At 72.2% G+C, this 21,721-nt stretch carries 20 protein-coding genes; 13 read left to right on the top strand and 7 right to left on the bottom strand.

The window, feature by feature from the left end:
• Positions 1-297 precede the first annotated feature (297 nt).
• Positions 298-837, bottom strand: coding sequence for a MarR family winged helix-turn-helix transcriptional regulator (locus E1294_RS42395; protein ID WP_132516820.1), 540 nt, complete (start codon positions 835-837; stop codon positions 298-300).
• Between the two features lie 211 nt (positions 838-1,048).
• Here E1294_RS42395 and E1294_RS42390 point away from each other — a divergent pair, with 211 nt between their 5' ends.
• From E1294_RS42390 to E1294_RS42380, 3 genes are all read left to right on the top strand, one after another.
• Entirely contained in the window at positions 1,049-1,960 is a 912-nt protein-coding gene (locus E1294_RS42390) for an FKBP-type peptidyl-prolyl cis-trans isomerase (RefSeq protein ID WP_132516818.1), read from the top strand.
• 67 nt (positions 1,961-2,027) lie between these two features.
• Positions 2,028-2,678: a helix-turn-helix transcriptional regulator gene (locus E1294_RS42385; protein ID WP_132516816.1), complete on the top strand. Its 651-nt coding sequence runs from the start codon at positions 2,028-2,030 to the stop codon at positions 2,676-2,678.
• Positions 2,679-2,699: 21 nt separating this feature from the next.
• Positions 2,700-3,191, top strand: coding sequence for a DUF3291 domain-containing protein (locus E1294_RS42380; RefSeq protein WP_132516814.1), 492 nt, complete (start codon positions 2,700-2,702; stop codon positions 3,189-3,191).
• On the opposite strand, the gene E1294_RS42375 is transcribed toward E1294_RS42380, so the two are convergent.
• A complete protein-coding gene (locus E1294_RS42375) occupies positions 3,137-4,216 on the bottom strand; it encodes a DUF3866 family protein (RefSeq protein ID WP_132516812.1) in 1,080 nt (359 codons plus the stop codon). The genes E1294_RS42380 and E1294_RS42375 overlap by 55 nt on opposite strands.
• 39 nt (positions 4,217-4,255) lie before the next feature.
• Here E1294_RS42375 and E1294_RS42370 point away from each other — a divergent pair, with 39 nt between their 5' ends.
• From E1294_RS42370 to E1294_RS42345, 7 genes are all read left to right on the top strand, one after another.
• Positions 4,256-5,218, top strand: coding sequence for a helix-turn-helix transcriptional regulator (locus E1294_RS42370; protein WP_132516810.1), 963 nt, complete (start codon positions 4,256-4,258; stop codon positions 5,216-5,218).
• A complete protein-coding gene (locus E1294_RS42365) occupies positions 5,215-6,186 on the top strand; it encodes a helix-turn-helix transcriptional regulator (protein WP_132516808.1) in 972 nt (323 codons plus the stop codon). The genes E1294_RS42370 and E1294_RS42365 overlap by 4 nt, the downstream gene beginning before the upstream one ends.
• Positions 6,183-6,338, top strand: a complete 156-nt coding sequence (locus E1294_RS53530) for a hypothetical protein (protein ID WP_165974630.1) — start codon at positions 6,183-6,185, stop codon at positions 6,336-6,338. Before E1294_RS42365 ends, E1294_RS53530 begins: the two co-directional genes overlap by 4 nt.
• A gap of 67 nt (positions 6,339-6,405) precedes the next feature.
• Complete coding sequence (tatA, locus tag E1294_RS42360) at positions 6,406-6,732, top strand: Sec-independent protein translocase subunit TatA (protein ID WP_132516806.1); 327 nt, start codon at positions 6,406-6,408, stop codon at positions 6,730-6,732.
• 30 nt (positions 6,733-6,762) lie between these two features.
• The gene (gene tatC, locus E1294_RS42355; RefSeq protein ID WP_246083680.1) at positions 6,763-7,662 is read left to right on the top strand and encodes a twin-arginine translocase subunit TatC; all 900 of its coding nucleotides are present in this window, start codon (positions 6,763-6,765) and stop codon (positions 7,660-7,662) included.
• 16 nt (positions 7,663-7,678) lie between these two features.
• Positions 7,679-8,566, top strand: a complete 888-nt coding sequence (locus E1294_RS42350; protein ID WP_132516804.1) for a diacylglycerol/lipid kinase family protein — start codon at positions 7,679-7,681, stop codon at positions 8,564-8,566.
• Between the two features lie 98 nt (positions 8,567-8,664).
• Complete coding sequence (locus E1294_RS42345) at positions 8,665-11,400, top strand: DEAD/DEAH box helicase (protein ID WP_181958642.1); 2,736 nt, start codon at positions 8,665-8,667, stop codon at positions 11,398-11,400.
• A gap of 51 nt (positions 11,401-11,451) precedes the next feature.
• On the opposite strand, the gene E1294_RS42340 is transcribed toward E1294_RS42345, so the two are convergent.
• Positions 11,452-11,634 carry a hypothetical protein gene (locus E1294_RS42340; protein ID WP_132516800.1) on the bottom strand — a complete coding sequence of 61 codons (183 nt, stop codon included), beginning with the start codon at positions 11,632-11,634 and terminating at the stop codon, positions 11,452-11,454.
• Between the two features lie 514 nt (positions 11,635-12,148).
• On the opposite strand from E1294_RS42340, the gene E1294_RS42335 reads away from it, so the two are divergent.
• A complete protein-coding gene (locus E1294_RS42335) occupies positions 12,149-13,816 on the top strand; it encodes an ABC transporter ATP-binding protein (protein WP_246083679.1) in 1,668 nt (555 codons plus the stop codon).
• Between the two features lie 723 nt (positions 13,817-14,539).
• Here E1294_RS42335 and E1294_RS42330 read toward each other — a convergent pair.
• Positions 14,540-14,863, bottom strand: coding sequence for an STAS domain-containing protein (locus E1294_RS42330; RefSeq protein ID WP_132516796.1), 324 nt, complete (start codon positions 14,861-14,863; stop codon positions 14,540-14,542).
• 614 nt (positions 14,864-15,477) lie between these two features.
• Here E1294_RS42330 and E1294_RS53525 point away from each other — a divergent pair.
• Positions 15,478-16,350 (top strand): hypothetical protein, encoded by an 873-nt coding sequence (locus tag E1294_RS53525; protein WP_165977784.1) that lies wholly within the window; start codon positions 15,478-15,480, stop codon positions 16,348-16,350.
• Between the two features lie 140 nt (positions 16,351-16,490).
• Here the strand turns inward: E1294_RS53525 and E1294_RS42320 are convergent, their stop codons facing one another.
• Positions 16,491-17,381: a siderophore-interacting protein gene (locus E1294_RS42320; RefSeq protein WP_132516794.1), complete on the bottom strand. Its 891-nt coding sequence runs from the start codon at positions 17,379-17,381 to the stop codon at positions 16,491-16,493.
• Between the two features lie 328 nt (positions 17,382-17,709).
• Here E1294_RS42320 and E1294_RS42315 point away from each other — a divergent pair, with 328 nt between their 5' ends.
• The gene (locus tag E1294_RS42315) at positions 17,710-19,782 is read left to right on the top strand and encodes an alpha-galactosidase (RefSeq protein ID WP_132516792.1); all 2,073 of its coding nucleotides are present in this window, start codon (positions 17,710-17,712) and stop codon (positions 19,780-19,782) included.
• A 26-nt stretch (positions 19,783-19,808) separates the two neighbouring features.
• Here the strand turns inward: E1294_RS42315 and E1294_RS42310 are convergent, their stop codons facing one another.
• Both E1294_RS42310 and E1294_RS42305 read right to left on the bottom strand, forming a co-directional pair.
• Positions 19,809-20,699, bottom strand: coding sequence for a dihydrodipicolinate synthase family protein (locus E1294_RS42310; RefSeq protein ID WP_132516790.1), 891 nt, complete (start codon positions 20,697-20,699; stop codon positions 19,809-19,811).
• Positions 20,696-21,721, bottom strand: a 1,026-nt coding sequence (locus E1294_RS42305; RefSeq protein WP_132516788.1) for a M24B family metallopeptidase, incomplete at its 5' end; no start/stop codon positions are given. The genes E1294_RS42310 and E1294_RS42305, both read right to left, overlap by 4 nt.

Genomic DNA, 21,721 nt, shown 5'->3' with positions numbered 1-21,721 from the left:
GGTCACCCCGCGCACCCCCTGACCCCCACGCCGGACGCGCCGACGAGCCCCCGCCGGACGCCGGTGAGCCGCTGTCATGGGCCTTCCGTCCGTCCCGGGGCGAGCCGCCGTCATGGGCTTTCCGTCCGTCCTGGAGGAAGACCTTCTTGGGAACCCCCTCGGGCGGAGCGCCGCACCGCGTGCCTCCGGCCCGCTGGACCCGCCGTAGAGGTCCCTGGGCCCGGCCCGATGACGTCCGCCCGAAGCACTCGGGCAGCACGCCGCTCCGTACGGGGGCAGCCTGGACGTCGGGTGCGGTCAGTTCGGCTGCCGCCGGTCCTGGCGTTCGGCCTCACCGACCGGGCAGGTCGAATGCTCGGTGGCACACGCGCCCCGGTCGCAGAGCCGGCAGATGTACTGCGCGTTCCCGTTGTTCTCGTACAGCCGCGTGAGGATCTTGACGAGCAGGTTCGACAGGGTCTGCTGCTCTCCTTGGTCCAGGCATTCGAGCACGCCGCCGAGCGGGGTCGCCCGCGCTCCCAGGATGTGCTGGGTCGTGGCCCAGCCCGTTTCCGTGAGCGAGACGGTCACCCAGTGACGGTTGAAGGGGTGGGGTGAGCGCGTGAGCAGACCGTCGGCTTCGAGCGTATCGACCATCCGGGCCGCGGCGGACTGGGTCAGCCCCACTCGCCTGCCGAGTTCCGACACGCTGAGGCCGGGGCTGGCGGACAGCGTGACCAGCGCCGTAGCCCCTCGGGCGGTCACCCCGGCGGCGCGGGTGACGTTGCCGAGCGTCACGTCGGTCAGGGCCAGCGCGGTGGCGCCCAACAGGTTCGCCGTCGTGTTGGAATCATGCATACCTCATTTTAACATGCACTACTCATGATTGCCGGGCGTCCACCGCCCCGGTCGTGGGGTTCACGGCGAACCTGGCCCGGACCTCGTGGTCACGACGGCTGAACGCCGGCGCGTCCCGGGAAACCGGAGCGGCTGACGGACCTGCGGTGTGGTGGCGCGGTAACATCGCCTGGCCCGGCAGCCCCCCGCCGGGCCACGCGGGAGGTCACCCATGCGCCGCCGTATCGTCGCACTGCTGCTTCCGGCGCTGCTCGCGCCGGCCGGTTGCACGGGCGAGGCCGCGGACGGCATGGAGCTGAAGGTGGGCGGCGCGTTCGGCGCCCGGCCCACGATCGTCTTCCCCGCCGGCAAGCCGGTGGACGAGCTGCGGGTCGACGAGCCGGCCGCGGGCAAGGGCGAACGGCTGCGCCCCGACGACGTGGCGATCGTCCAGTACACCGCGCACGTCTGGAACGGCAGGGACAACCGCCTGGTCGACTCCAGCTTCACCCGGGGCACCCCCGCCGCGTTCCCGGTGGGGCGGCTGCTGCCGGGGCTGGAGCGGGCTCTACAGGGGCGCAGGGTGGGCAGCAGGGTGATCGCCGCCATCCCGCCGGGCGACGGCTTCGGCGCCAACCCGCCGCGGGGGATCGCCGCGGACGAGGAGCTGCTCTACGTCGTCGACATCCTCGGCGCCCACCCCAAGGGCGTGTCGGTCAAGGCGCGCGGCGGCTCGCTGGCCGGCGTGCGCGTCTCCGGCGGGGCCCGGAGCGGCGGCCGGCCGGCGCTGTCGGTGCCGGCGACCGCGCCGCCCGCCCGGTTCGCGGCCAAGGTGCTGCACCGCGGCAAGGGGCGCAGGATCCAGGCGGGGCAGCTCGTGGTCACCCAGTACACAGGCGCGATCTGGGGCCGGCGCCGCGTCTTCGACGCGACCTGGACGACCGGCAGGCCCAAAGCGTTCAAGCTCGGCGATGGCAGCGTAATCAAGGCGTGGGACAAGGCGCTCGTCGGCGTTCCCACCGGCAGCCGGGTCGTGATGGTCGTCCCGCCCTCCTACGGGTACGGCCGCTCCGGCAACCAGGCGTACGGCGTCAAGGGCTCCGACACGCTCGTCTTCGTCGTGGACGTCATCGCGGCCTACTGAGGCCGCCGGGTCGCCGGAGGCGCCGGGGCCGTTCGTGCCGGGCGGAGGCTTTCATAGACTCCCCGCTGTGAGAAGCGACGACCTCGACGCGCTGGCCCTGCTGCACGACCCCGTACGCCGCAGCCTGTACGACGTGGTGGCGGGCAGCGGCGGCGACGTCGGCAGGGGAGAGGCGGCCGAGGCCGCGGGCGTGTCCAGGACCCTCGCCGGCCACCATCTCGACCGGCTGGTCGAGGCCGGGCTGCTGGAGAGCGGCTTGCGGCGGCCGGAGAAGAAGGGGCCGGGCAGCGGCCGGCCCGCCAAGGTCTACCGCAGGGCCGGCGGCGAGCGGTCGGTGAGCCTGCCGCCGCGCGACTACAGCACCCTCGCCTCCGTCCTGGCCGGTGTGGTCGACCAGCTCGGCGCCGAGGAGCAGGCCGAGCGGGTGGCGCGCGACGCGGGCGCGAGGATGGCGGGGCGGCACCGAGGCGAGCCGGTCGAGCGGGTGCTGAGCGAGCGCGGCTACGAGCCCTACGAGGAGGACGGCCTGCTGCGGCTGCGCAACTGCCCGTTCCACGTGCTGGCGAAGGAGCAGCCGCTGCTGGTGTGCTCGGTCAACCTGGCCCTGTGCCAGGGGCTGCTGGAAGGGCTGGGCGACGACCCGGGCAGGGCGCGGCTCGACCCCCGGCCGGGGGAGTGCTGTGTGGCGTTCACCGCTTCTAAAACAAATGAAGATTGACATAGAAGCCGGGGGAGTGATGTGCTGAGCGACATGCATCTGGCCCAGCTCAACGTCGCGCACATGCGCGCGCCCGTCGACAGCTCCGAACTCGCCGAGTTCATCGCCCTGCTCGAACCCATCAACGCGATCGCCGACGCGGCGCCGGGGTTCGTGTGGCGGCTGAAGGAGAGCGAGACCGACCCCACCGCCACCGTCGTGCACGACTACGGCGACCACCTGCTGGTCAACTTCTCGGTGTGGGAGTCGCTCGACGCGCTGTGGAACTACGTCTACCGCAGCGCCCACCTGGGCGTGCTGCGCCGGCGCAGGGAATGGTTCCTGCGCGTGGCGGAGCCGTACACCGTCATGTGGTGGATCCCCGAAGGGCACATCCCGGCGCTGGCGGAGGGCATGCGGCGGCTGGAACGCCTCAAGGCCGAGGGGCCGAGCCCCGAGGCGTTCACCTTCAAGGACTCCTACTCCAGCAACGAGGCCGCCAGCCTGCCGGCCGCCGCCGAGGCCAGGAAATAGGGCAGGTCCTCCTCAAGGCCCCTGCCCATCGTCGACAGCCGCACCGGAGACGCGCGCAGCGCCTCGTGCAGGCCGTCCACCGGCACCGAGACGAGGCGGTGGCGCACCGCCAGCAGCTCCGCCTGGTCCCTGACCCGCTCGCCGAACTCGCCCGGAAGCTCGGGCACCGGCACGTCGGCGGGCGACAGGGCGACCCGGCCGTAGGCGGTCAGCGAGTGGTGCGAGACGCCGTAGTGGCGCTCGCGCTTGTCGCCCTCGCTGACCCGCAGCGCGGCCACCGGCCGTCCCAGCAGCACGCCCGCCGCGTTCACCGCCTCACCCGCCGACACCCCCGAAAAGCCCCACCGGGTGCCCGTGCCCAGGTTGCCCGGCCCTTGCGTGACGACCGCCAGGTCGGCCTCCAGCACGTGCCTGGCCGCCAGCAGCCCGGTGTGGACGGTGACCGCCTCCACGTCGCCGCCGAACGACTGCCCGACCGTCACCACGCCCGCCAGCCAGCCGGCCTCACGCAGCCGGGCCGCCGCCATCGAGAACCACGCGGGCAGCGCGCCACCGTCCAGCATCACGTACGCGACGCGGATCCCGGGCTGTGCGCCGGGAGCCGAGGCGTACAGGCCGCACAGGATCGGCGGCAGCGCCGAGTGCAGATCCGCCACGATCACCGGCATGCCGTCCAGCGAGTCGGCCTCGCGCAACCGGTCGTGATGAGGGGAGCCCTGCTCGTCGGCGCCCAGCACCGTGGCCTGCAGAGGTGTGTACCGGGCCTTCACCAGGTGCCCGGGACCGTCAGGATCTTGCGGCAAACGGTTAGGGACGGCCACCACCATGGCGTAACCTCCCGTACCGAGACCCATCGCGAGCGCGGTCGTGTTGAGCAGCACCTCGTCGCCGGGTTCCGGGCGTCCGACCAACGGCGGATACGCCAGCGCCCGGCACTCCCCCTCGGGGACGGCGACATCCAGCTCCACCGCTCCTGGCCACTCGCGTCGGATCCGGACAACCTCGCCCTTGCGCCATCTGATCACGGGGGCAGGGTAGCGTCGATTGAAGGAGGAGTGAGGCAGATGTCGCGCCGGAAGACAGAACGGTTGCTCAATCTGGTGATCTGCCTGCTCGCCACCCGGCGCCCGCTGTCGGCCGAGCAGATCCGCCACGCCGTCCCCGGCTACGACCGCGACGGCGACGAGGCGTTCCAGCGCATGTTCGAGCGTGACAAGAACGAGCTGCGCGAGCTCGGCATCCCCATCGACGTGGTGCGCGACCCGTGGGAGGACGAGCCCGGCTACCGGATCGAGCGGCAGTCGTACGAGCTGCCCGAGATCACCCTGGAACCCGACGAGGCCGCCGTGCTGGGGCTGGCCGCCCAGGTGTGGCAGCGGGCCAGCCTGGCCGGGGCCGCCTCCGGGGCGCTGCTCAAGCTGCGCGCCGGTGGCGTGGCCACCGACCAGCCCGTCGGTGGCACCATGGGCGGGGGAGCGCTGGAGCTGCGCGTCGACACCCGCGACCCGGCGTTCCCCGCGTTGTGGGACGCCGTACGCGACCGGCGGGTGGTGCGCTTCGACTACCGCGGCGCCGGCAGCGAGGAGGTCCGCACCCGCACCGTGGAGCCGTGGGGCGTGGTCAGCAGGCGCGGCCGCTGGTATCTCGCCGGGTTCGACCGCGGCAGGGACGCCCCGCGCGCCTTCCGCCTCAGCCGCATCACCGGGCAGGTCACGACGGCTGGCAAGCCGGGCGCCGTCGAGGTGCCGGAAGGCGTCGACGTGCGGGCCATGGTCGGCTTCCCCGACGAGGCGATGGACGAGCGGGTCGCGGTGGTCCGCGTGCGCCAGGGGACGTGCGAGGGGGTGCGCCAGCTGGCCAAAACCGTGCACCCTGGTGCCGACGGGTGGGACGACGCCGAGCTGACCTTCTCCGACCCCGAGCGGCTGGCCGGCTGGATGGCCAGCCTCGGTGCCGACGTCGAGGTCGTCGAGCCCCCCGACGCCCGCGAGGCCGTCATCCGCCGACTGAAAGGGGCGCTCACATGAGCGGGTCCGCCGACCGGCTGCCGCGGCTGCTGTCGCTGGTGCCGTACCTGATGTCCCACCCCGGGGCGCAGGTCGGCGAGGTGGCCGCGGTGTTCGGGCTGAGCGAGAAGCAGCTCATCGACGACCTGCAGCTCGTGTGGATGTGCGGGCTGCCCGGCCACACGCCCGGCGACCTCATCGACGTGTCCTGGGACGGCGGCGAGATCCTCATCGACAACGCCGACACCATCGCCAGGCCGCTGCGGCTCGGCATCGACGAGGCCAGCGCGCTGCTGGTCGCGCTGCGCATGCTGGCCGCCACCCCGCAGCTGGCCGAGATGCAGGGCGCGGGCGACGCGCTGCCCCGCGTGATGGCCAAGCTGGAGCAGGCGGCCGGCGAGGGCGCGGCCACCGTCAGCAGCCAGGTCGCCGTCGACGTCGAAGCCACCCCCGACGCCCTGCCGCGCGTGCGCGAGGGGCTCACCAAGGGGCGCAGGTTGTCGCTGCGCTACTACGTGCCGGGCCGCGACGAGGTGACGCCTCGCGAGGTCGACCCCATGCGGATCGTGGTCGTCGACGGCCGCGCCTACCTGGAGGGCTGGTGTTACCGCGCCGAGGCGATGCGGCTGTTCCGGCTCGACCGGATGCTCGGCGTCGACGTCCTCGACGTGCCCGCCGACCCGCCCGCCGAGGCCGAGCCCATCGACCTCGCCCAGGGGGTCTTCCGGCCGTCGCCCACCGACGAGCTGGTCGAGCTGGAGGTCAGCGCCGCCGGCCGGTGGGTCGCCGAGTACTACCCGTGCGAGCAGGTCACCGAGCTGGGCGAAGGGCGGCTGCGGGTGGCGCTGCGCGCCCGTGACCAGGACTGGATCCTCAAGCTGGCGCTGCGCCTCGGCGACACCGGCAGGGTCGTCGCGCCGCCCGCGATGGCCGAGGCCGTGCGCCAGGAGGCCGAGCGGGCCCTGGCGCTGTACGCTCACCGGTCATGACGTGGATTCTTCTGGCCGCCGGGCTGTGCCTGGCCGGGCTGGCCGTGCTCGGGGTGGCCGGCGCCCGGGTGGTGGCCGCCGCACGTGACCTGAACAGGGAAGTCGCCCAGGTTCATGAGCAATTCAGGGATAAACAGGACGCCAAGGGATGAGGCAACGGCCCCGGCAGCGTACGATCGGTCGTGAAGGACAGCACTCATTAACCATGAAGGACGTCACATGAACTTGGGAGCTCCGGAGATCATCCTGATCCTGGTGGCCTTGGTCCTGCTTTTCGGCGCCAAGAAACTGCCGGACCTCGCCCGTGGCGTCGGACGGTCCCTGCGCATCTTCAAGGCTGAGACCAGCAAGATGAACGATGACGACGACGACAAGCCGACCGTCGTGCAGGCACAGCCCGAGGCCCAGCAGCAGCAGCCGGCCGCGCCGCAGCAGCTCCAGGCCGCGGCCCCCGCGCCGGAGCCGTCGCCCGAGGAGCAGGCCCGCCGGCTCGAGGAGCAGGCCGCCAAGCTGCGCGCGAGCGCCCAGGCCGACAAGCGCCCCTGACCCCCCTCCTCCTCACTCCCTGGACTGGTGATGGCGCTGCTGAAACGGTCGGGGCCCAAGCGTAAGGCTGAGCCCGATCCCGAAGGCCGGATGCCGCTCATGGAGCACCTGCGTGAGCTGCGCAACCGGCTGCTCATCGCGCTCGCCGCCGTCGTGGTGGGCCTGATCATCGGGTGGATCGTCTTCGACCCGGTGTGGGCGCTGCTCAAGGATCCCTTCTGCTCGACCGACCAGTCGCGTCAGCTCACGGGCGAGTGCAGCCTGACCTACAACGGCATCTTCTCGTCCTTCTTCATCACGTTGAAGGTCTCGCTGATGGTTGGCCTGGTGTTGTCGTCGCCGGCCTGGCTCTACCAGATCTGGGCGTTCGTCACCCCGGCCCTCTACCGCACCGAGAAGCGCTACACGGTGCTGTTCCTGGCGCTGGCCATCCCGCTGTTCGCGCTGGGCGCGGGGTTGTCCTACTTCATCATGGACACCGCGCTGGGCTTCCTGCTGGGCTTCTCGATCGACGGCACGGTCGCCACCATCTCGATCGACGAATACCTCGACTACGTCCTGATCATGTTGGTGATCTTCGGGGTGTCGTTCGAGCTGCCGCTGCTGCTGGTGTTCCTTAACATCATCGGGGTGCTGTCCCACGCGGCGGTGGCCAAGCACCGGCGGCTGGTCATCTTCCTGATGTTCGTGTTCGGCGCCCTCGTGACGCCCGGCGGTGACCCCGTCACCATGATGGCGCTGGCCGCGCCGATGATCGTGCTGTTCGCGGCGGCCGAGCTGTTCATGTACCTCCGGGAGAAGCGCAACCCGGCGAGCGAGTTCGGGCACCTGTCCGACGACGAGGCCTCACCGCTGCCCGAGGACACCACCCCGCTCGACGACGGCCCCGACGCCCCCCGCGCCGAAGAGGATTCCGGTTCCGGGCGATAGGCGATAAGTTCCGGGCGTGTCCTCTCAACTCGCCCTGCTCGTCAACCCCGCCGCGCGCGGCGGCCGCACCCTGCGCCTGCTGGAGCCGGTGGCGCGCCGCCTGCGCGCCGGCGGGGCCGAGCTGTCGGTGATCGTCGGCGACGACGCCGGCGACGCCCTCGACCGTGCCTGCACCGCCGTCGCCGAGCGCCCGGACGCGCTCGTGGCCTTCGGCGGTGACGGCCTGGTGCACCTCGCCGTGCAGGCCGTGGCCGGCACGGACGTGCCGCTCGGCATCATCCCCGCCGGCACTGGCAACGACATCGCGGCGGCGCTCGGAGTGCCGTGCAAGAACCCCGTCGCCGCCGCCAGGACCGTGCTGCGGATGAGACCTCGGCGCGTCGACGCCGCCCGCGTCGTGGCCGGGCGGGCGGACGAGTTGTTCGCCGGGGTGATGTGCTGCGGGTTCGACTCGCGGGTCAACGAGCGGGCCAACCGGCTCGCCTGGCCGCCGGGGATGGCGCGGTACGTCGTGGCGATGGTGGACGAGTTGCGTTCGTTCCGGCCCATCCCGTTCCGCGTCACGCTCGACGATGACGAGGTGATCGAGCGGGAGGCCATGCTGGTGGCCGTCGCCAACACGCGCTCGTACGGCGCCGGGATGCGGGTGTCGCCGGACGCCAGCCCGGACGACGGGCTGCTGGACGTGGTGATGCTGGGAGCCGTGTCGAAGCCGGAGTTCCTGCGGGTGTTCCCGAGCGTCTACCGGGGCACGCACGTGGGTCATCGTGCCGTGTCGATCCGGCGGGTTCGCAGGGTGCGGCTGGAGGCGGCGGATGTCGTCGCCTACGCCGACGGCGAACGGGTTGGGCCGGTTCCGGTGCACTGCGAGGTCCGGCCTGGGGTGTTACGTGTGCTCGTATGAAATCTACAATGTAAAGGCGCCTGGTCAGGGCGATCGCACGCCCGCCCCGCACGCTCGGCGGGACGGACCGGAATGGCGATTTCGGTAGGCTGACGGGTATGACAACGCCAGCGGAACGCTATGCGGCCTTCCGTCAGAAACACGGAGACGACGGGGCCGCTCTCAGATCGTTCCGAGGCCTCTACGACTTCGCGCTGGACGACTTCCAACTGGACGCCTGCCGTGCTCTGGAGGCCGGTGACGGCGTCCTGGTGGCGGCCCCGACGGGGTCGGGCAAGACGGTCGTCGGCGAGTTCGCCGTCCATCTGGCGCTGGAGCAGGGCCTCAAGTGCTTCTACACCACCCCCATCAAGGCGCTGTCCAACCAGAAGTACAACGACCTGGTCAAGCGCTACGGCACCGCCAAGGTGGGCCTGCTGACCGGCGACAACAGCGTCAACGGTGAGGCCCCCATCGTGGTCATGACCACCGAGGTGCTGCGCAACATGCTCTACGCCGGCTCGGCGACGCTGGCCGGGCTCGGGTTCGCCGTGATGGACGAGGTCCACTACCTCGCCGACCGCTTCCGCGGCGCGGTGTGGGAAGAGGTCATCATCCACCTGCCCGAGTCGGTCCGGCTGGTGGCGCTGTCGGCGACCGTCAGCAACGCCGAGGAGTTCGGCGAGTGGCTGGGCGAGGTGCGCGGCGACACCACGGTGATCGTCGACGAGCACCGCCCGGTGCCGCTGTGGCAGCACATGATGGTCGGCAACCGCATCTACGACATGTTCGTCAGCGACGACCTGACGCCGCGCATCAACCCCACGCTGATGCGGGTGACGCGCGACGCCGAGCGGCTGACCGCTGGCCGGGGCAGGCGCGGCTACGGCAGGCCGCAGCGCTCCCGCCCGCCCGACCGGGTGCAGGCGATCGAGAAGCTCGACGCCGAGGGGCTGCTGCCGGCGATCACGTTCATCTTCTCCCGCGCCGGCTGCGACGCGGCCGTGCAGCAGTGCCTGTACGCCGGCATCCGGCTCACCACCGAGCGCGAGCGGCACGAGATCAGGCAGCTCGTCGACGAGCGCACCGCCCACCTGCCCGATGAGGATCTCGCGGTGCTCGGCTACCTCGAGTGGCGCGACTGCCTGGAGCGGGGCCTGGCCGCGCACCACGCGGGCATGCTGCCGGCCTTCAAGGAGGTCGTGGAGGAGCTGTTCACGCGCGGGCTGGTCAAGGCCGTGTTCGCCACCGAGACGCTGGCCCTGGGCATCAACATGCCGGCCCGCAGCGTGGTGATCGAAAAGCTCGACAAGTGGAACGGCGAGACCCACGCCGACCTCACCCCCGGCGAATACACCCAGCTCACCGGGCGGGCCGGGCGGCGCGGCATCGACGTCGAGGGCCACGCCGTGGTGCTGTGGCAGCCCGGCATGGACCCGCTGTCGGTGGCGGGCCTGGCCGGCACCCGCACCTACCCCCTGCGCTCCAGCTTCCAGCCCTCCTACAACATGGCGGTCAACCTCGTCGGCCAGTTCGGCAGAGAGCGTGCCCGCACGCTCCTGGAGGAGTCGTTCGCGCAGTTCCAGGCCGACCGGGCCGTCGTGGGTCTGGCCAAGCAGCTGCGCAAGCACGAGGAGGCGCTGGAGGGCTACCAGGAGGCCATGACGTGCCACCTGGGCGACTTCCCCGAATACGCCGCGCTGCGCCGCCGCCTGTCCGACCGCGAGGCCGAGTTGTCCCGGCAGCGCGGCGCCGCCCGCCGCGCCGCCGCCGTGCGGTCGCTGGAGGCGCTGCAGCCGGGCGACGTGATCCGGGTGCCCGGCGGGCGCAGGGCGGGCCTGGCGATCGTGCTCGACCCCGGCCACAACCCGCGCGGCCGCGCCGCCGGCGCCGGGCCCAGCCCGCTGGTGCTGACGATCGGCAAGCAGGTCAAGAAGCTCGATCCGGCCGATTTCCCCGTGCCGGTCGAGCCGTTGGAGAAGCTGCGCATCCCGAAGAACTTCAACGGGCGCTCGCCCAAGGAGCGCGCCAACCTGGTCTCCACGCTGCTGGCCAAGATCGGCGACCGTGACCTGGGCAAGCCGCCCAGGGCCCGCGACCACGCGGTGGAGGACGACGAGGTCAACGAGCTGCGCCGGCGCATCCGGCAACACCCCTGCCACGGCTGCGACGAGCGCGAGGACCACGCGCGCTGGGCCGAGCGCTACCACAAGCTGCTGCGCGAGACCGAAGGGCTGCGGCGCCGGGTCGAAGGCCGCTCCCATGTCATCTCCCGCACGTTCGACCGCATCTGCACGGTGCTGGAGCAGCTGGGCTACCTCGACGGCGAGGCCGTCACCGACGACGGCCGCCGGCTGGGCCGCATCTACACCGAGCTCGACCTGCTCACCGCCGAGTGCCTGCGGATGGGGTTGTGGGAGGAGCTCGACCCGAGCGAGCTGGCGGCGTGCGTGTCGGCGCTCGTGTTCGAGTCGCGGGCGGCCGACGACGCCCGCAGGCCCAAGATCCCGGCAGGGCGGGCCCAGGACGCCCTGGCGTCGATGACGCGGCTGTGGGGCGAGCTGGAGGCCATCGAGTCCGACCATGGGCTGTCCACGATCAGGGAGCCCGACATGGGCTTCGCGTGGGCGGCGTTCCGCTGGGCCAAGGGGCACAGCCTCGACGCGGTGCTCCTGGAGGGCGTCAACGGCAACGAGCTGGCGGCCGGCGACTTCGTCCGGTGGGTCAAGCAGCTGATGGACCTGCTCGGCCAGCTGGGGAGCGCGGCGCCGCAGGGCAGCAAGATCAAGCAGACGTCGGTCAAGGCCATGGACGCCATGCGGCGCGGGGTGGTGGCCTACTCCTCGCTCACCTGAGCACCCGCCCGCGCGCGAGCCCCGCACCGGCCGGCGCGCGGGCGCCCAGGGTTACTTCCCCGCGCGGGCGCCGAACACGGTCAGCGCCAGGCCGAGCAGACCGGCGACGGCGCTGGCGGCCGTCAGCGCGCCGCCGTCGAGCACCAGGTGCAGCAGGCCGAAGTCACGGTCGAAGAAGCCGGCGATGAGGCCGCCGAAGCCCTGGATCATGAGGAGTACGCCGAGGATTGCCATGCCTCGACGATCGCAGCCCGAGGCGGCCGGGTCATCGAACCAAAGTATCGGCCCGCCTGTTCCTTGGAACCAGTTCTCAGAAGCATCTTTGACGTTCGGCTGACTTCTGCTAGGACATTATCCCGTTTACATGAGATTTAACGGCGATGCGAAGTGCCGTTCTCGGCGGGATTCTCCGGTCAAGTCTCTTTTAAATGGCTAATATGCCGTGCTATATCGCAATTCGGGTGCTAGTGTCCGTTTTGTGCAAGTTAGCCAACGGGGGAGGAATCATGGCTAGCACGCAGTTCACACAGGTCGGCCACCAGCTCGGATGGGGATGCCGTAGGCGGCGTCGTCGCCGCTGGTGCGGCGGATGCCGTCGTCGCCGCTGGTGGGGCTGGGGGTGGTAAACCGCCCCGCTGAGAGCCGGCGGCTCAGCCGCCGGCTCTCATTCTCTGTCTCCGGCCGAGAGCTCGCTCCGGCGATTTCCATTCGCCGCACATTCCGCGAGTTCTGGCCGGACACTCGCGGATTGCGCCGCCTATTCGCGGCCGGTGTCGTCCTCGCCATCGTGGCCGCGCTCTGCGAGGTCGCCGCGATCCGCCTGTTCGGCCACATCACCGACGAAGTGCTCACCACCAAGGAACTTGGGGCGTTCTGGACTCCAGCGTTCACCTGGCTCGGGCTCGCCGCGGTCGCGGGGGCGGCGTCCTTCGGCGGGACGTACATCACCGCGCTCGGCGCCGAACGGTTCCTGCTGACGTTGCGCGACCGGGTCTACGCCCACCTGCAGACGCTCGCGCCGGAGTTCTCGGAGAAGCGGCGGCTGGGCGACCTGATGGCGCGCCTGACCGACGACGTCGAGGCCATCGAGGAGCTCGTCGGATCGGGTGTGGTCAAAGCCATCACCACGGTCGCCAGTGTGATCTTCTTCGCTGGAGCCGCCTTCTTCATCCGGTGGGACCTCGCGCTGATCACGATGGCCCTGATCCCGGCGTTCCTGGTGGTCTCCAAGGTGTTCGCCGCCAAGTTCAGGATCGCCGCGGCGCGTGAGCGCCAGAGCAACGGCGTCATGAACAGCGTCCTGGAGGAGGGGCTGGCCAACCAGCCGCTCGTGCAGGCGTACAACCGGCAGGGCGCCGAGTCGCGGCGGCTGCACGGGGAGGGCCGCAACTGGCTGCGCGCCAACATGACGCAGGCCTGGCTGTCCGGCCTGTACGGCCCCGCCGTGCAGGTCATCGAGACCGTCTGCCTGATCGTCATCCTCGGGTTCGGCGCGTGGGAGATCGCCGCCGGCCGGCTGACGATCGGCGGCCTGCTCGCCTTCGCCGCCTACCTGGCCATGCTGTACCCGGCCGTGCAAGGGCTGGGAGAGCTGGCCCTGACGGTGTCCGAGGCGGCGGCCGGGTCCGACCGGGTCATCGAGATCCTGCGGACCGGGGCTACCGTCACCGACGCTCCCGACGCCGTGCCCGCGGGCAGGAGCAGGGGGCGGATCACCTTTGAGCGGGTGGGCTTCGCCTACCCGGGACGAGGGCGGACGGTGCTGCGGGACGTGTCGTTCACCGCCGAGCCGGGTGACGTCGTCGTCATCGCCGGGCCCAGCGGATCGGGCAAGTCCACGCTGGCCAAGCTGCTGCTGCGCTTCTACGACCCGGACGCCGGACGCATCCTGCTGGACGGCGCCGACATCCGGGGCCTGACGCGCCGGTCGCTGCGCGAGAACGTCACGATCCTGCACCAGGAGACGCTGATGTTCTCGGGGTCGGTCCGCGACAACATCGCCTACGGGCGGCCCGGCGCCTCGCACGACGAGGTCATCAGGGCCGCCGAGGCGGCGGGCGTGCACGATTTCGTCAAGGTGCTGCCCCAGGGCTACGACACGCCGGTGGGGCAGCGGGGACGGCTCCTGTCCGGCGGGCAGCGGCAGCGGATCGCGATCGCCAGGGCCATCCTGCGCGACGCGCCGGTGCTGGTGCTCGACGAGCCCATGACCGGGCTGGACGCCGCCACGGCCGCGCAGGTCATGAAGCCGTTGCGGCGGCTCATGGCAGGGCGTACGACGCTGATGATCACACACGACACGCGGCACGTGCCCGAAGGCGCGCGCAGGGTGGAACTGGAGCCGGTGCGAGTGCCGGAGCGCATCCGGCTCAAGCGCGTCGGCGTCCGCGGCACCCGCTCCCCGGCGCGCTGCTGACCCCCTCTGACCCGCCGGATGGTTGCCCCGGCCCGCGACACCCGCCCTACGGGGCGGGTGTCGTGGTTCCGAGCCCGGCCCGCCGCGGGAGCGGCCGCCCCAGAGAATCGCGAGGCTCTCTCCGCTTGCGTCCGACCGCGCGGCGAGACTCTCCCCGCGCCGAAGGCCGGTTCATCGTGTGACCCTGCTGGTGGGAGCGGTTATTCGCGTCCCCGGGCCGAAACCGGCGACACCCGGGCCCGGCCCGGAGCGACCGCACGAGTTCTGCCGGGGAGGCGGCGTCCCTGCCGGGTCACGCGGCAGTCCTCGTGCCGGGTCTGATGGGTGACGACCACAGTTCGGCCCGCGCCGACGCCCGGCGCAACCGGGAGCGGGTGCCGCAGATCGCGCAGGAGGCCCGGCCGGCGACGGGCTGACGATCTCCTTCGACGATCTCCGACGGCATGTGGGTCGGCGGCTGACCTGTCCACCCGGCGTCCACGAACCCCGGCCCCGACCCCCTCGCGGTCCTACCGCGACCTGCCCGCAGACCGACCATGACCCGCCTGCGGTCCGCCCGCGACGACCTGTGTGTGGTCTGCCCGGGACCTGCCTGCGGTCCGGTCACGACCGTGATGCTGTGATGGTGCGGCCGTGGGTGCCGGGCCCGTGGGTGCCAGGTCTGTGCTGCCAGAGCCGGGGAGCTGGATCGTGGGCGGTGGCCCGGCAGGCCGGGCGGGGCGTTCAGGTGAGGTGCGTGTCCAGGCCGGTGATGCGCAGCAGACGTCTCATGGAAGGCGGTGCGCCCGTGACGCGCAGCGGGGTGTCCTGGCTCATGGCCTGATTCTGGGCGGAGACGAGGGCGCCGAGCCCGGCGGCGTCGATGAAGGACAGGCCGCTCACCTCGACGACCAGGCAGAGCGTGCCGTTGCGGACACGACCGGCCTCCCGCAGCAGCCGGGTCAGCCGCCCGCGGAGCACCTCGGCGGTGGCGATGTCGAGCTCGCCGGAGACGCTGACGATCACCGTGCCGTCGTGGCGGCTGGTGGTCAGGAGCAGTGGGTCCATCCGCGTTCTTTCCAGGGCCGGAATCGTCCCGTCGGTGGCGCGGACCCCGCCCTTGCCGTACACACCGGATGCTGTATTCGCGTTACACCTAGTTTCGTGTGCTTTTCTGGTGAAGTGTACAGGTCCGGCGCCGCTTGTTGGGGGGACTTGCGGTGTTTCGGGGGAAAAGAGAAATCCCGAGGAAAACAATTTCGGTTACCAGATGCAAGATTCCTCGCTCTGCAGCGCGTGGTTCGGTCCCGCGAAGGACAAGGGCGCCCTGACCGGCGGAGTCTCGCCGGTCAGTGGGCTGCTCAAGGCGCCGGGATGGTGGCAAGGCGACCGTCGCGCCGGCGTCCGCCTGGGACGTGGCGGGGGTCCGCGTGGGCGAGCTGGCCGGAGCGGTGGACCAGGGGCATGCGTGTGGCGAACGGTGTCGCGCGGAGGGCCTTGTCGCCGTGGAACAGCACCGCTGTCCGGGTGCTGTTCTCGCGCCGGGGACGGCCAACCGAATTTTAGGGAAATTATATGATTTGCCAGGCAAGATCACACTACGCTGCAACTCGGTAAGGTACGAGGGAAAGCAAAGAACAGTGTGGATAGCAGTCGCAGTGCCGGCCGCCATCGTCGTGGGCATGGTGGTCTGGTGGCTTCGCAGGGACACCGTCGGTGGCGATGCCGCCGATCAGTTCGAGGTGGAGCGGAAGTGGGGCTGGGAGCTCCGGCTCACGCCGGAGGGCCAGGCGGCGTTCATGGAGGGCCTGCGGGCCTACAACGACGCGGGCAACCGCCTGGCCGTCGTCGGCGAGCAGGGCGTGCTCACGACGTACGACCCGCCGCGGCTCATCTCGCTGCACCTGCTCGCCGACGTGTTCGCGGCCCGGGGGGACGCCGCGCTGCACGACCCGCAGGAGACGGTGGCGGCGCTGATGGACCGGCTGGCGGGGGCCGAGCGGCCGGGAGTGTTGCACCTGCGCCCCGGCTGGCTGAGCGGCGAGGTCGACGGCATGGACCGGGCGCGCTTCACCGAGGCGGTGCGTGACTGCGTGTGCGGCGCGCAGGCCGAGGGCGTCGTGAGCCGGTCGGTCGACGAGGCGGTGGGAGTGCTCCGGGTGGCCGTGCTCGGCGAGCCGTCCGCCGCGCAGGGTGAGGAACCGGCGCACGTCAACGGCAGGCTGGTGCCCGAGACGGCCGGGCCGGGCACGGCGGTGGCCAACGACCGCACGGACGTGGCCACGGACGAAGCCCTCGGGCAGGACGCTCCGCCCGTGCCGGGCGGTACGCCGAGCGGGCGCGTCAACACGATGATGCTGGATCTGGCCCGGGTGCTCGACCGTTACCGGGAGGCTCGCGGCAAGGAGCCGGGCGCCACTCCCGAGGCGCTGCTGCGCGAGGTCCTGCCGCGCCTGATCGCCTCCGGCGGGCCTGGGCTGACCTGGACCCGGCCGCCCTCGCAGGACGACCTGCGCATCGTGCTCGCCGGCACTGGCGCGCCGGGGCTGCGCTGATCTGGCCGGTTCTGGTGCGTCCGAGCGGTGCCCACATCGGCGCCCCCCGTCGTGCGAGCCTGTGGCAGGGGCCTCGGGCGTGAGCCGGGCATGTCCTGCGCGCTGCCGGGGCGCGTCGCACGAGGCAGGACGGTGTGCCGTCAGTTCTCGGCGCGGCCCTGGCGCCAGTAGCCCATGAAGGCCACCGCGCGCCGGTCCATGCCGCGTTCGGCGACCAGGTGCCGCCGCAGGGTCCTGATCACGGACGCCTCGCCGGCCAGCCACGCGTACAGCGGCCCGTACGACGGCGGCTGCTCCTGCGGCACCTCCCACAGTTCCTCGGCGTCGACGTCCACGTCGTCGAAGCTCTCGGGGACGGGCAGCGGGGGCAGCAGGCGCCCGGCGGCGGCCCGTACGGCGGGAACGAGGCCGGCGCCGCGCTCGCCCCCGTTCCTGGCCAGCCAGGTCACCTTGACCGAGGCGGCCGTCTCCACCGGCAGGAAGTCGTCCTCGCCCGGCACCTCCATCAGCACCTCGCCCGCCAGTTCCGCGGGCAGCCGCTCCAGCGCGCCGCAGATCGCCGGCACCGCGGTCTCGTCCCCGGCCAGCAGCACGCAGCCGGTGCCGGGCGGCGGGCGGAACTCCAGGCCGCCGTGCGTGCCCTCGTAGCGCGCGTCTGGGCCGAAGAGCGCCGCGACGTCGCCGGGGCGCACCTTCTCCGCCCACCGCGCGACCGGGCCGCCGTCGGGGTGCATGACCACGTCCACGTCGACCTCGCCGGCCTCGGGGCGCACCAGCCTGGCGGTGTACGTGCGCATGGGGTTGCGCTTGTCGTCGTCGAGTTCGCGCCAGCGCATGTACCAGTCAGGGCCGGTCGGCAGGTGCGCCAGGCCGTGGTCCGGCAGCGGCAGGATGAGCTTGAGCCGCTGGTCGTAGCCGTTGTCGGCGAACACGTGCAGATCGTCGCCCTTGAAGGTGACCCGCAGGAAGGACGGGCTCAACCGCTCAAGCCGGTCCACCCGTACGTCGAACATGCGATACGGCTCGGTCATCCCCGTGCACTCTCCGATCTTGATTAGGTGAGGCTAACCTAATCGATCGCGTACGGTATGGCCAGCCGGGAGACGTGGACGCGAGTCATCGCATGTCCGCCATGACGAGAAACGTGCAGGCGGTGGAGGTCAAATTTCACGCGGCGTGACCACTCCTGTGACGAAGGTTCCCGCCGTGATCGACAGCGGGAGCGCCCCGGCGCGCCCGCCCGCGCCAGAGGGTCTCCCCACGCCCCCTCGGCACGGTGCGGCGCAGCGTGTTCAGATAGCGTCGTACCGCTGAAGCCCGCCAGGCGCCCGCGCCTGCCCCCGAGTCGAGGAGCCCGACGTGTCCCCCCACATCCTTTCCGCCGCGGGCGCCGCCCTGGTGCTCGACGGCTCCGGCCCAGGTCTGCCACGCGTGCTCCACTTCGGCGCCGGCCTGGGGCCGGTCGCCGGATCCGCGCTGGAGCCGGTGCTGGCGTCCCTGACTCCCGCGCCGCCGCTGCTGCCGGCCCAGGCAGACGGCTGGTACGGCAGGCCGGGCCTGTCGGGCGGCCGGTCCGGCGAGCACTGGCCGGTCCGCTGGAGCATCGACCGGCTCGACGTGACGGCCACCCCCGGCGCGGGTGGCACGGTGACCGTCGCGGCCTCCGACGCCAGGGCCGGGCTCGCGCTGGAGAGCGAGCTGGCCATGGACGCCCGCGGCCTGGTGACGATGCGGCACACTGTGACCAACACCGCCGCCTCCCCCTACCGGCTGGAGGGGCTGACCTGCTCGTTGCCGGTGCCGCCGCGGGCGGGGGAGCTGCTCGACTTCACCGGCCGGTGGGCGATGGAGAAGGCGCCGCAGCGCCGGGCGTTCGGGTTCGGCGTGTGGTCGAGGGAGAGCCGGCGGGGCCGCACCGGGCACGACGGCACCGGGCTGCTGGTGGCCGGGACCGAAGGGTTCGGCTTCCGTTCCGGCGAGGTGTGGGGGGTGCACGCGGGCTGGAGCGGCAACCACCTGCACCACGCCGAGCGCCTGCCCGAGGGCCCGGCGCTGCTGGCCGCGGGCGAGCTGCTCGAGCCCGGCGAGGTCGTGCTGGAGCAGGGAGAGAGCTACCGCACACCGCGGGTGTTCTTCACCTGGTCGGGCGGAGGGCTCGACGAGGCGAGCGGACGGCTGCACGACCACCTGCGCGCGGAGGGCCCGCTGCCGGTCCGGCCCGTCACCCTCAACAACTGGGAGGCCACCTACTTCGACCACGGCCTCGACCGGCTGCTCGACCTGGCCGAGCGGGCCGCGGCGGCCGGGATCGAGCGGTTCGTGCTCGACGACGGCTGGTTCCGCCACCGCCGCGACGACCGGGCCGGGCTCGGCGACTGGTACGTCGACGAGCGCGTGTGGCCGGACGGCCTGCACCCCTTGGCCGACCGGGTCCGCAAACTCGGCATGCAGTTCGGGCTCTGGTTCGAGCCCGAGATGGTCAACCCCGACTCCGACCTGGCCCGCGAGCACCCCGACTGGATCCTCGGCCACGCCGAGCGCCTGCCGCCGCCGCAGCGTCACCAGCAGGTCCTCGACGTGGCCAGGCCGCAGGCGTACACGTACCTGCTGGAGCGGCTGGACACCCTGGTCGGCGAGTACGCGCTCGACTACATCAAGTGGGACCACAACCGCGACATCGCCGAGCCCGTGCACGACGGCGCGCCGGGCGTGCACGCGCAGACCGAGGCCGCCTACCGGCTGATCGACGAGCTGCGCCGCCGCCACCCGGGGCTGGAGATCGAGTCGTGCTCGTCCGGCGGCGCGCGCGTCGACTACGGCATCCTGGCCCGCACCGACCGGGTGTGGACCTCCGACAGCAACGACGCGCTCGACCGGCAGGCCATCCAGCGCTGGACCGGGCTGCTGGTGCCGCCCGAGCGGCTGGGCTGCCACGTCGGCGCGCCGAAGGACCACGGCTCCGGCCGGCGGCTGCCACTGGCCTTCCGGGCCGCCACCGCGCTGTTCGGGCACATGGGCGTGGAGTGGGACCTGACCTCGGCGAGCGAGGCCGAGCTCCAGGAGCTGGCCACGTGGATCACCCTGCACAAGCGGCTGCGGTCGGTGCTGCACGCGGGCCGGGTGGTGCGGGCCGACCACCCCGACCCGTCGGCGCTGCTGCACGGCGTGGTGACGCCCGAGCGCGGCGTGTTCGCGTTCGTGCAGCTCACCACCCGGCTCACCATCGGGCCCGGCCCGCTGCGGCTGCCGGGCCTCGACCCCGCGGCCTCCTACGACGTGCGGGTGGCCGGGCCGCTCCCCGAGAGGGCCGGGCTGCCCGGGTGGACCGCCGCTCCGGTGCGGCTGCCGGGTTCGGTGCTCGGCCAGATCGGGCTGCCCGCGCCCACGCTGCGCCCGGCATCGGCGCTGATCGTCGAGGTGGAGCGAGCCTGATCCCGATGCGCCGGAAGGGCGAAGGACTACCGGTAGCCCTTCGCCAGCACCTCCCGCGTGTCACGGGCGATCCGGGCCGCCAGCTCGGAGGGGAGCGCGGTGCGCGGCGGGCGGCAGACGCCGCCCTTGCGCCCCGCCAGGTCCATCGACAACTTGATGGACTGCACGAACTCCGTCTTGGAGTCCCAGCGCAGCAGCGGGTGCAGGTCGCGGTAGACGGGCAGCGCCTTGTCCAGGTCGCCGGAGGTGGCCAGACGATAGAGCTCGACCGTGGAGCGCGGAATCATGTTGGGGTAGCCGGCGATCCAGCCCACCGCCCCGGCGATGCCCAGCTCCAGCAGCACGTCGTCCGAGCCGATGAGCAGGTCGAGCCCGGGCGCCCGCTCGGCCAGCTCGTACGCCCTGCGCACGTCGCCGGTGAACTCCTTGACGGCGACGATCAGCCCTTCCTGGTGCAGCTCGGCCAGCAGGTCGGGGGTGAGGTCCACCTTCGTGTCCAGCGGGTTGTTGTAGGCCACGACCGGCAGCCCTGCCCTGGCGACCTCCCGGTAGTGGCCGACCACGGCCTGCCGGTCGGCGCGGTAGGCGTTCGGCGGCAGCAGCAACACGGACGCGGCGCCCGCCTCGGCCGCCTGCTCGGCCCAGCGCCGCGCCTCGGCCGCGCCGTAGGCGCCCACGCCGGGCATGACGTGGAAGCCGTCGGGGGCGGCCTCGATGGCGGCGCGCACCACGCGGGCGCGCTCGTCGTCCGTGAGCGTCTGGTACTCGCCGAGCGAGCCGTTGGGGCAGACGCCGTCACAGCCGCCCTCGGCCAGGAACCGCACGTGCTCTGCGTAACCGTCGTAGTCGACGGACAGGTCGTCGTTGAAGGGCAGCGCGGTCGCGACGTGCACGCCGTGCCAGACGGGGGCGTTCATGATCTCTCCTTGCTCCAGTTCTCCAGCCCGCTCGCGTCGATGGGCAGGGCGGCGGAGAGGTTCTCCGCGCCGCCCGCCGTCACCAGCAGGTCGTCCTCGATCCGCACGCCGATCCCGCGCAGCTCCGGGGGGAGCGTGCGGTCGTGGGCGTGGAAGTACAGTCCCGGCTCGACGGTGAGCGCCATCCCCGGCGCCATCTCCGCGCCGTGGTACGCCTCGGGGCGGGATCGTGCGCAGTCGTGCACGTCCAGGCCCAGGTGGTGGCCGATGCCGCAGACCAGGTAGCGGCGGTGGTGCTGGCCGCGCTCCGACAGGGCCTCGTCCACCGAGACCGGCAGCAGTCCCCAGTCGTGCAGTCCGCGCGCGATGACCTCCATGGCCGCGTGGTGGAAGCCGGTGAACCGGCGGCCCGGCGCCACCTGCGCCAGCCCGGCCCGGTGCGCCCGTTCCACCAGGTCGTGCACCTGCCGCTGGGCGGGGGAGAAGACGCCCGACACCGGGAAGGTGCGGGTGACGTCGGCGGTGTAGTGGCTGCGCGCCTCCACGCCCATGTCGAGCAGCAGCAGCTCGCCGGGCCGGACGGGGCCGTCGCAGCGCACCCAGTGCAGCGTGGGGGCGTGCGCGCCGGAGCCCACGATGGTGGCGTAGCCGGGGCCGTTGCCGTGCGTCCTGGCGTAGCGGTCGAAGGTGCCCTGCAGCCAGCGCTCGCCGCCGCCCGCCACCGCGGCCGGGATCTCGTCGAGCACCGCGGCGAAGCCCTCCACGGTGCGGTCGACGGCCTCGCGGAGCCGGGCGATCTCCCACTCGTCCTTGATCATGCGCAGCTCGGCCAGCACCCGCCCGAGCTCCTCGGACGGCCCCCTCGGCGGCTCCGTCCAGCCCGGTCCCGCGAGCAGCGCGCCGTTCGGCGGCCCGGTGAACTCCGGCAGCGGACGCACCTCGACCCCGAGCGCCCTGGCCCACTCGGCCAGGGACGGCGAGGGGCCGACCCACAGCTCGCCGTAGGCGGCGTCGGCGTAGAA

Origin of the sequence: Nonomuraea diastatica (assembly GCF_004349015.1) — a bacterium.
GTDB classification, from domain to species: Bacteria; Actinomycetota; Actinomycetes; order Streptosporangiales; family Streptosporangiaceae; genus Nonomuraea; species Nonomuraea diastatica.
The sequence above is the reverse complement of the archived record's forward strand: the minus strand, read 5'-3'. Positions and strand labels throughout refer to the sequence as shown.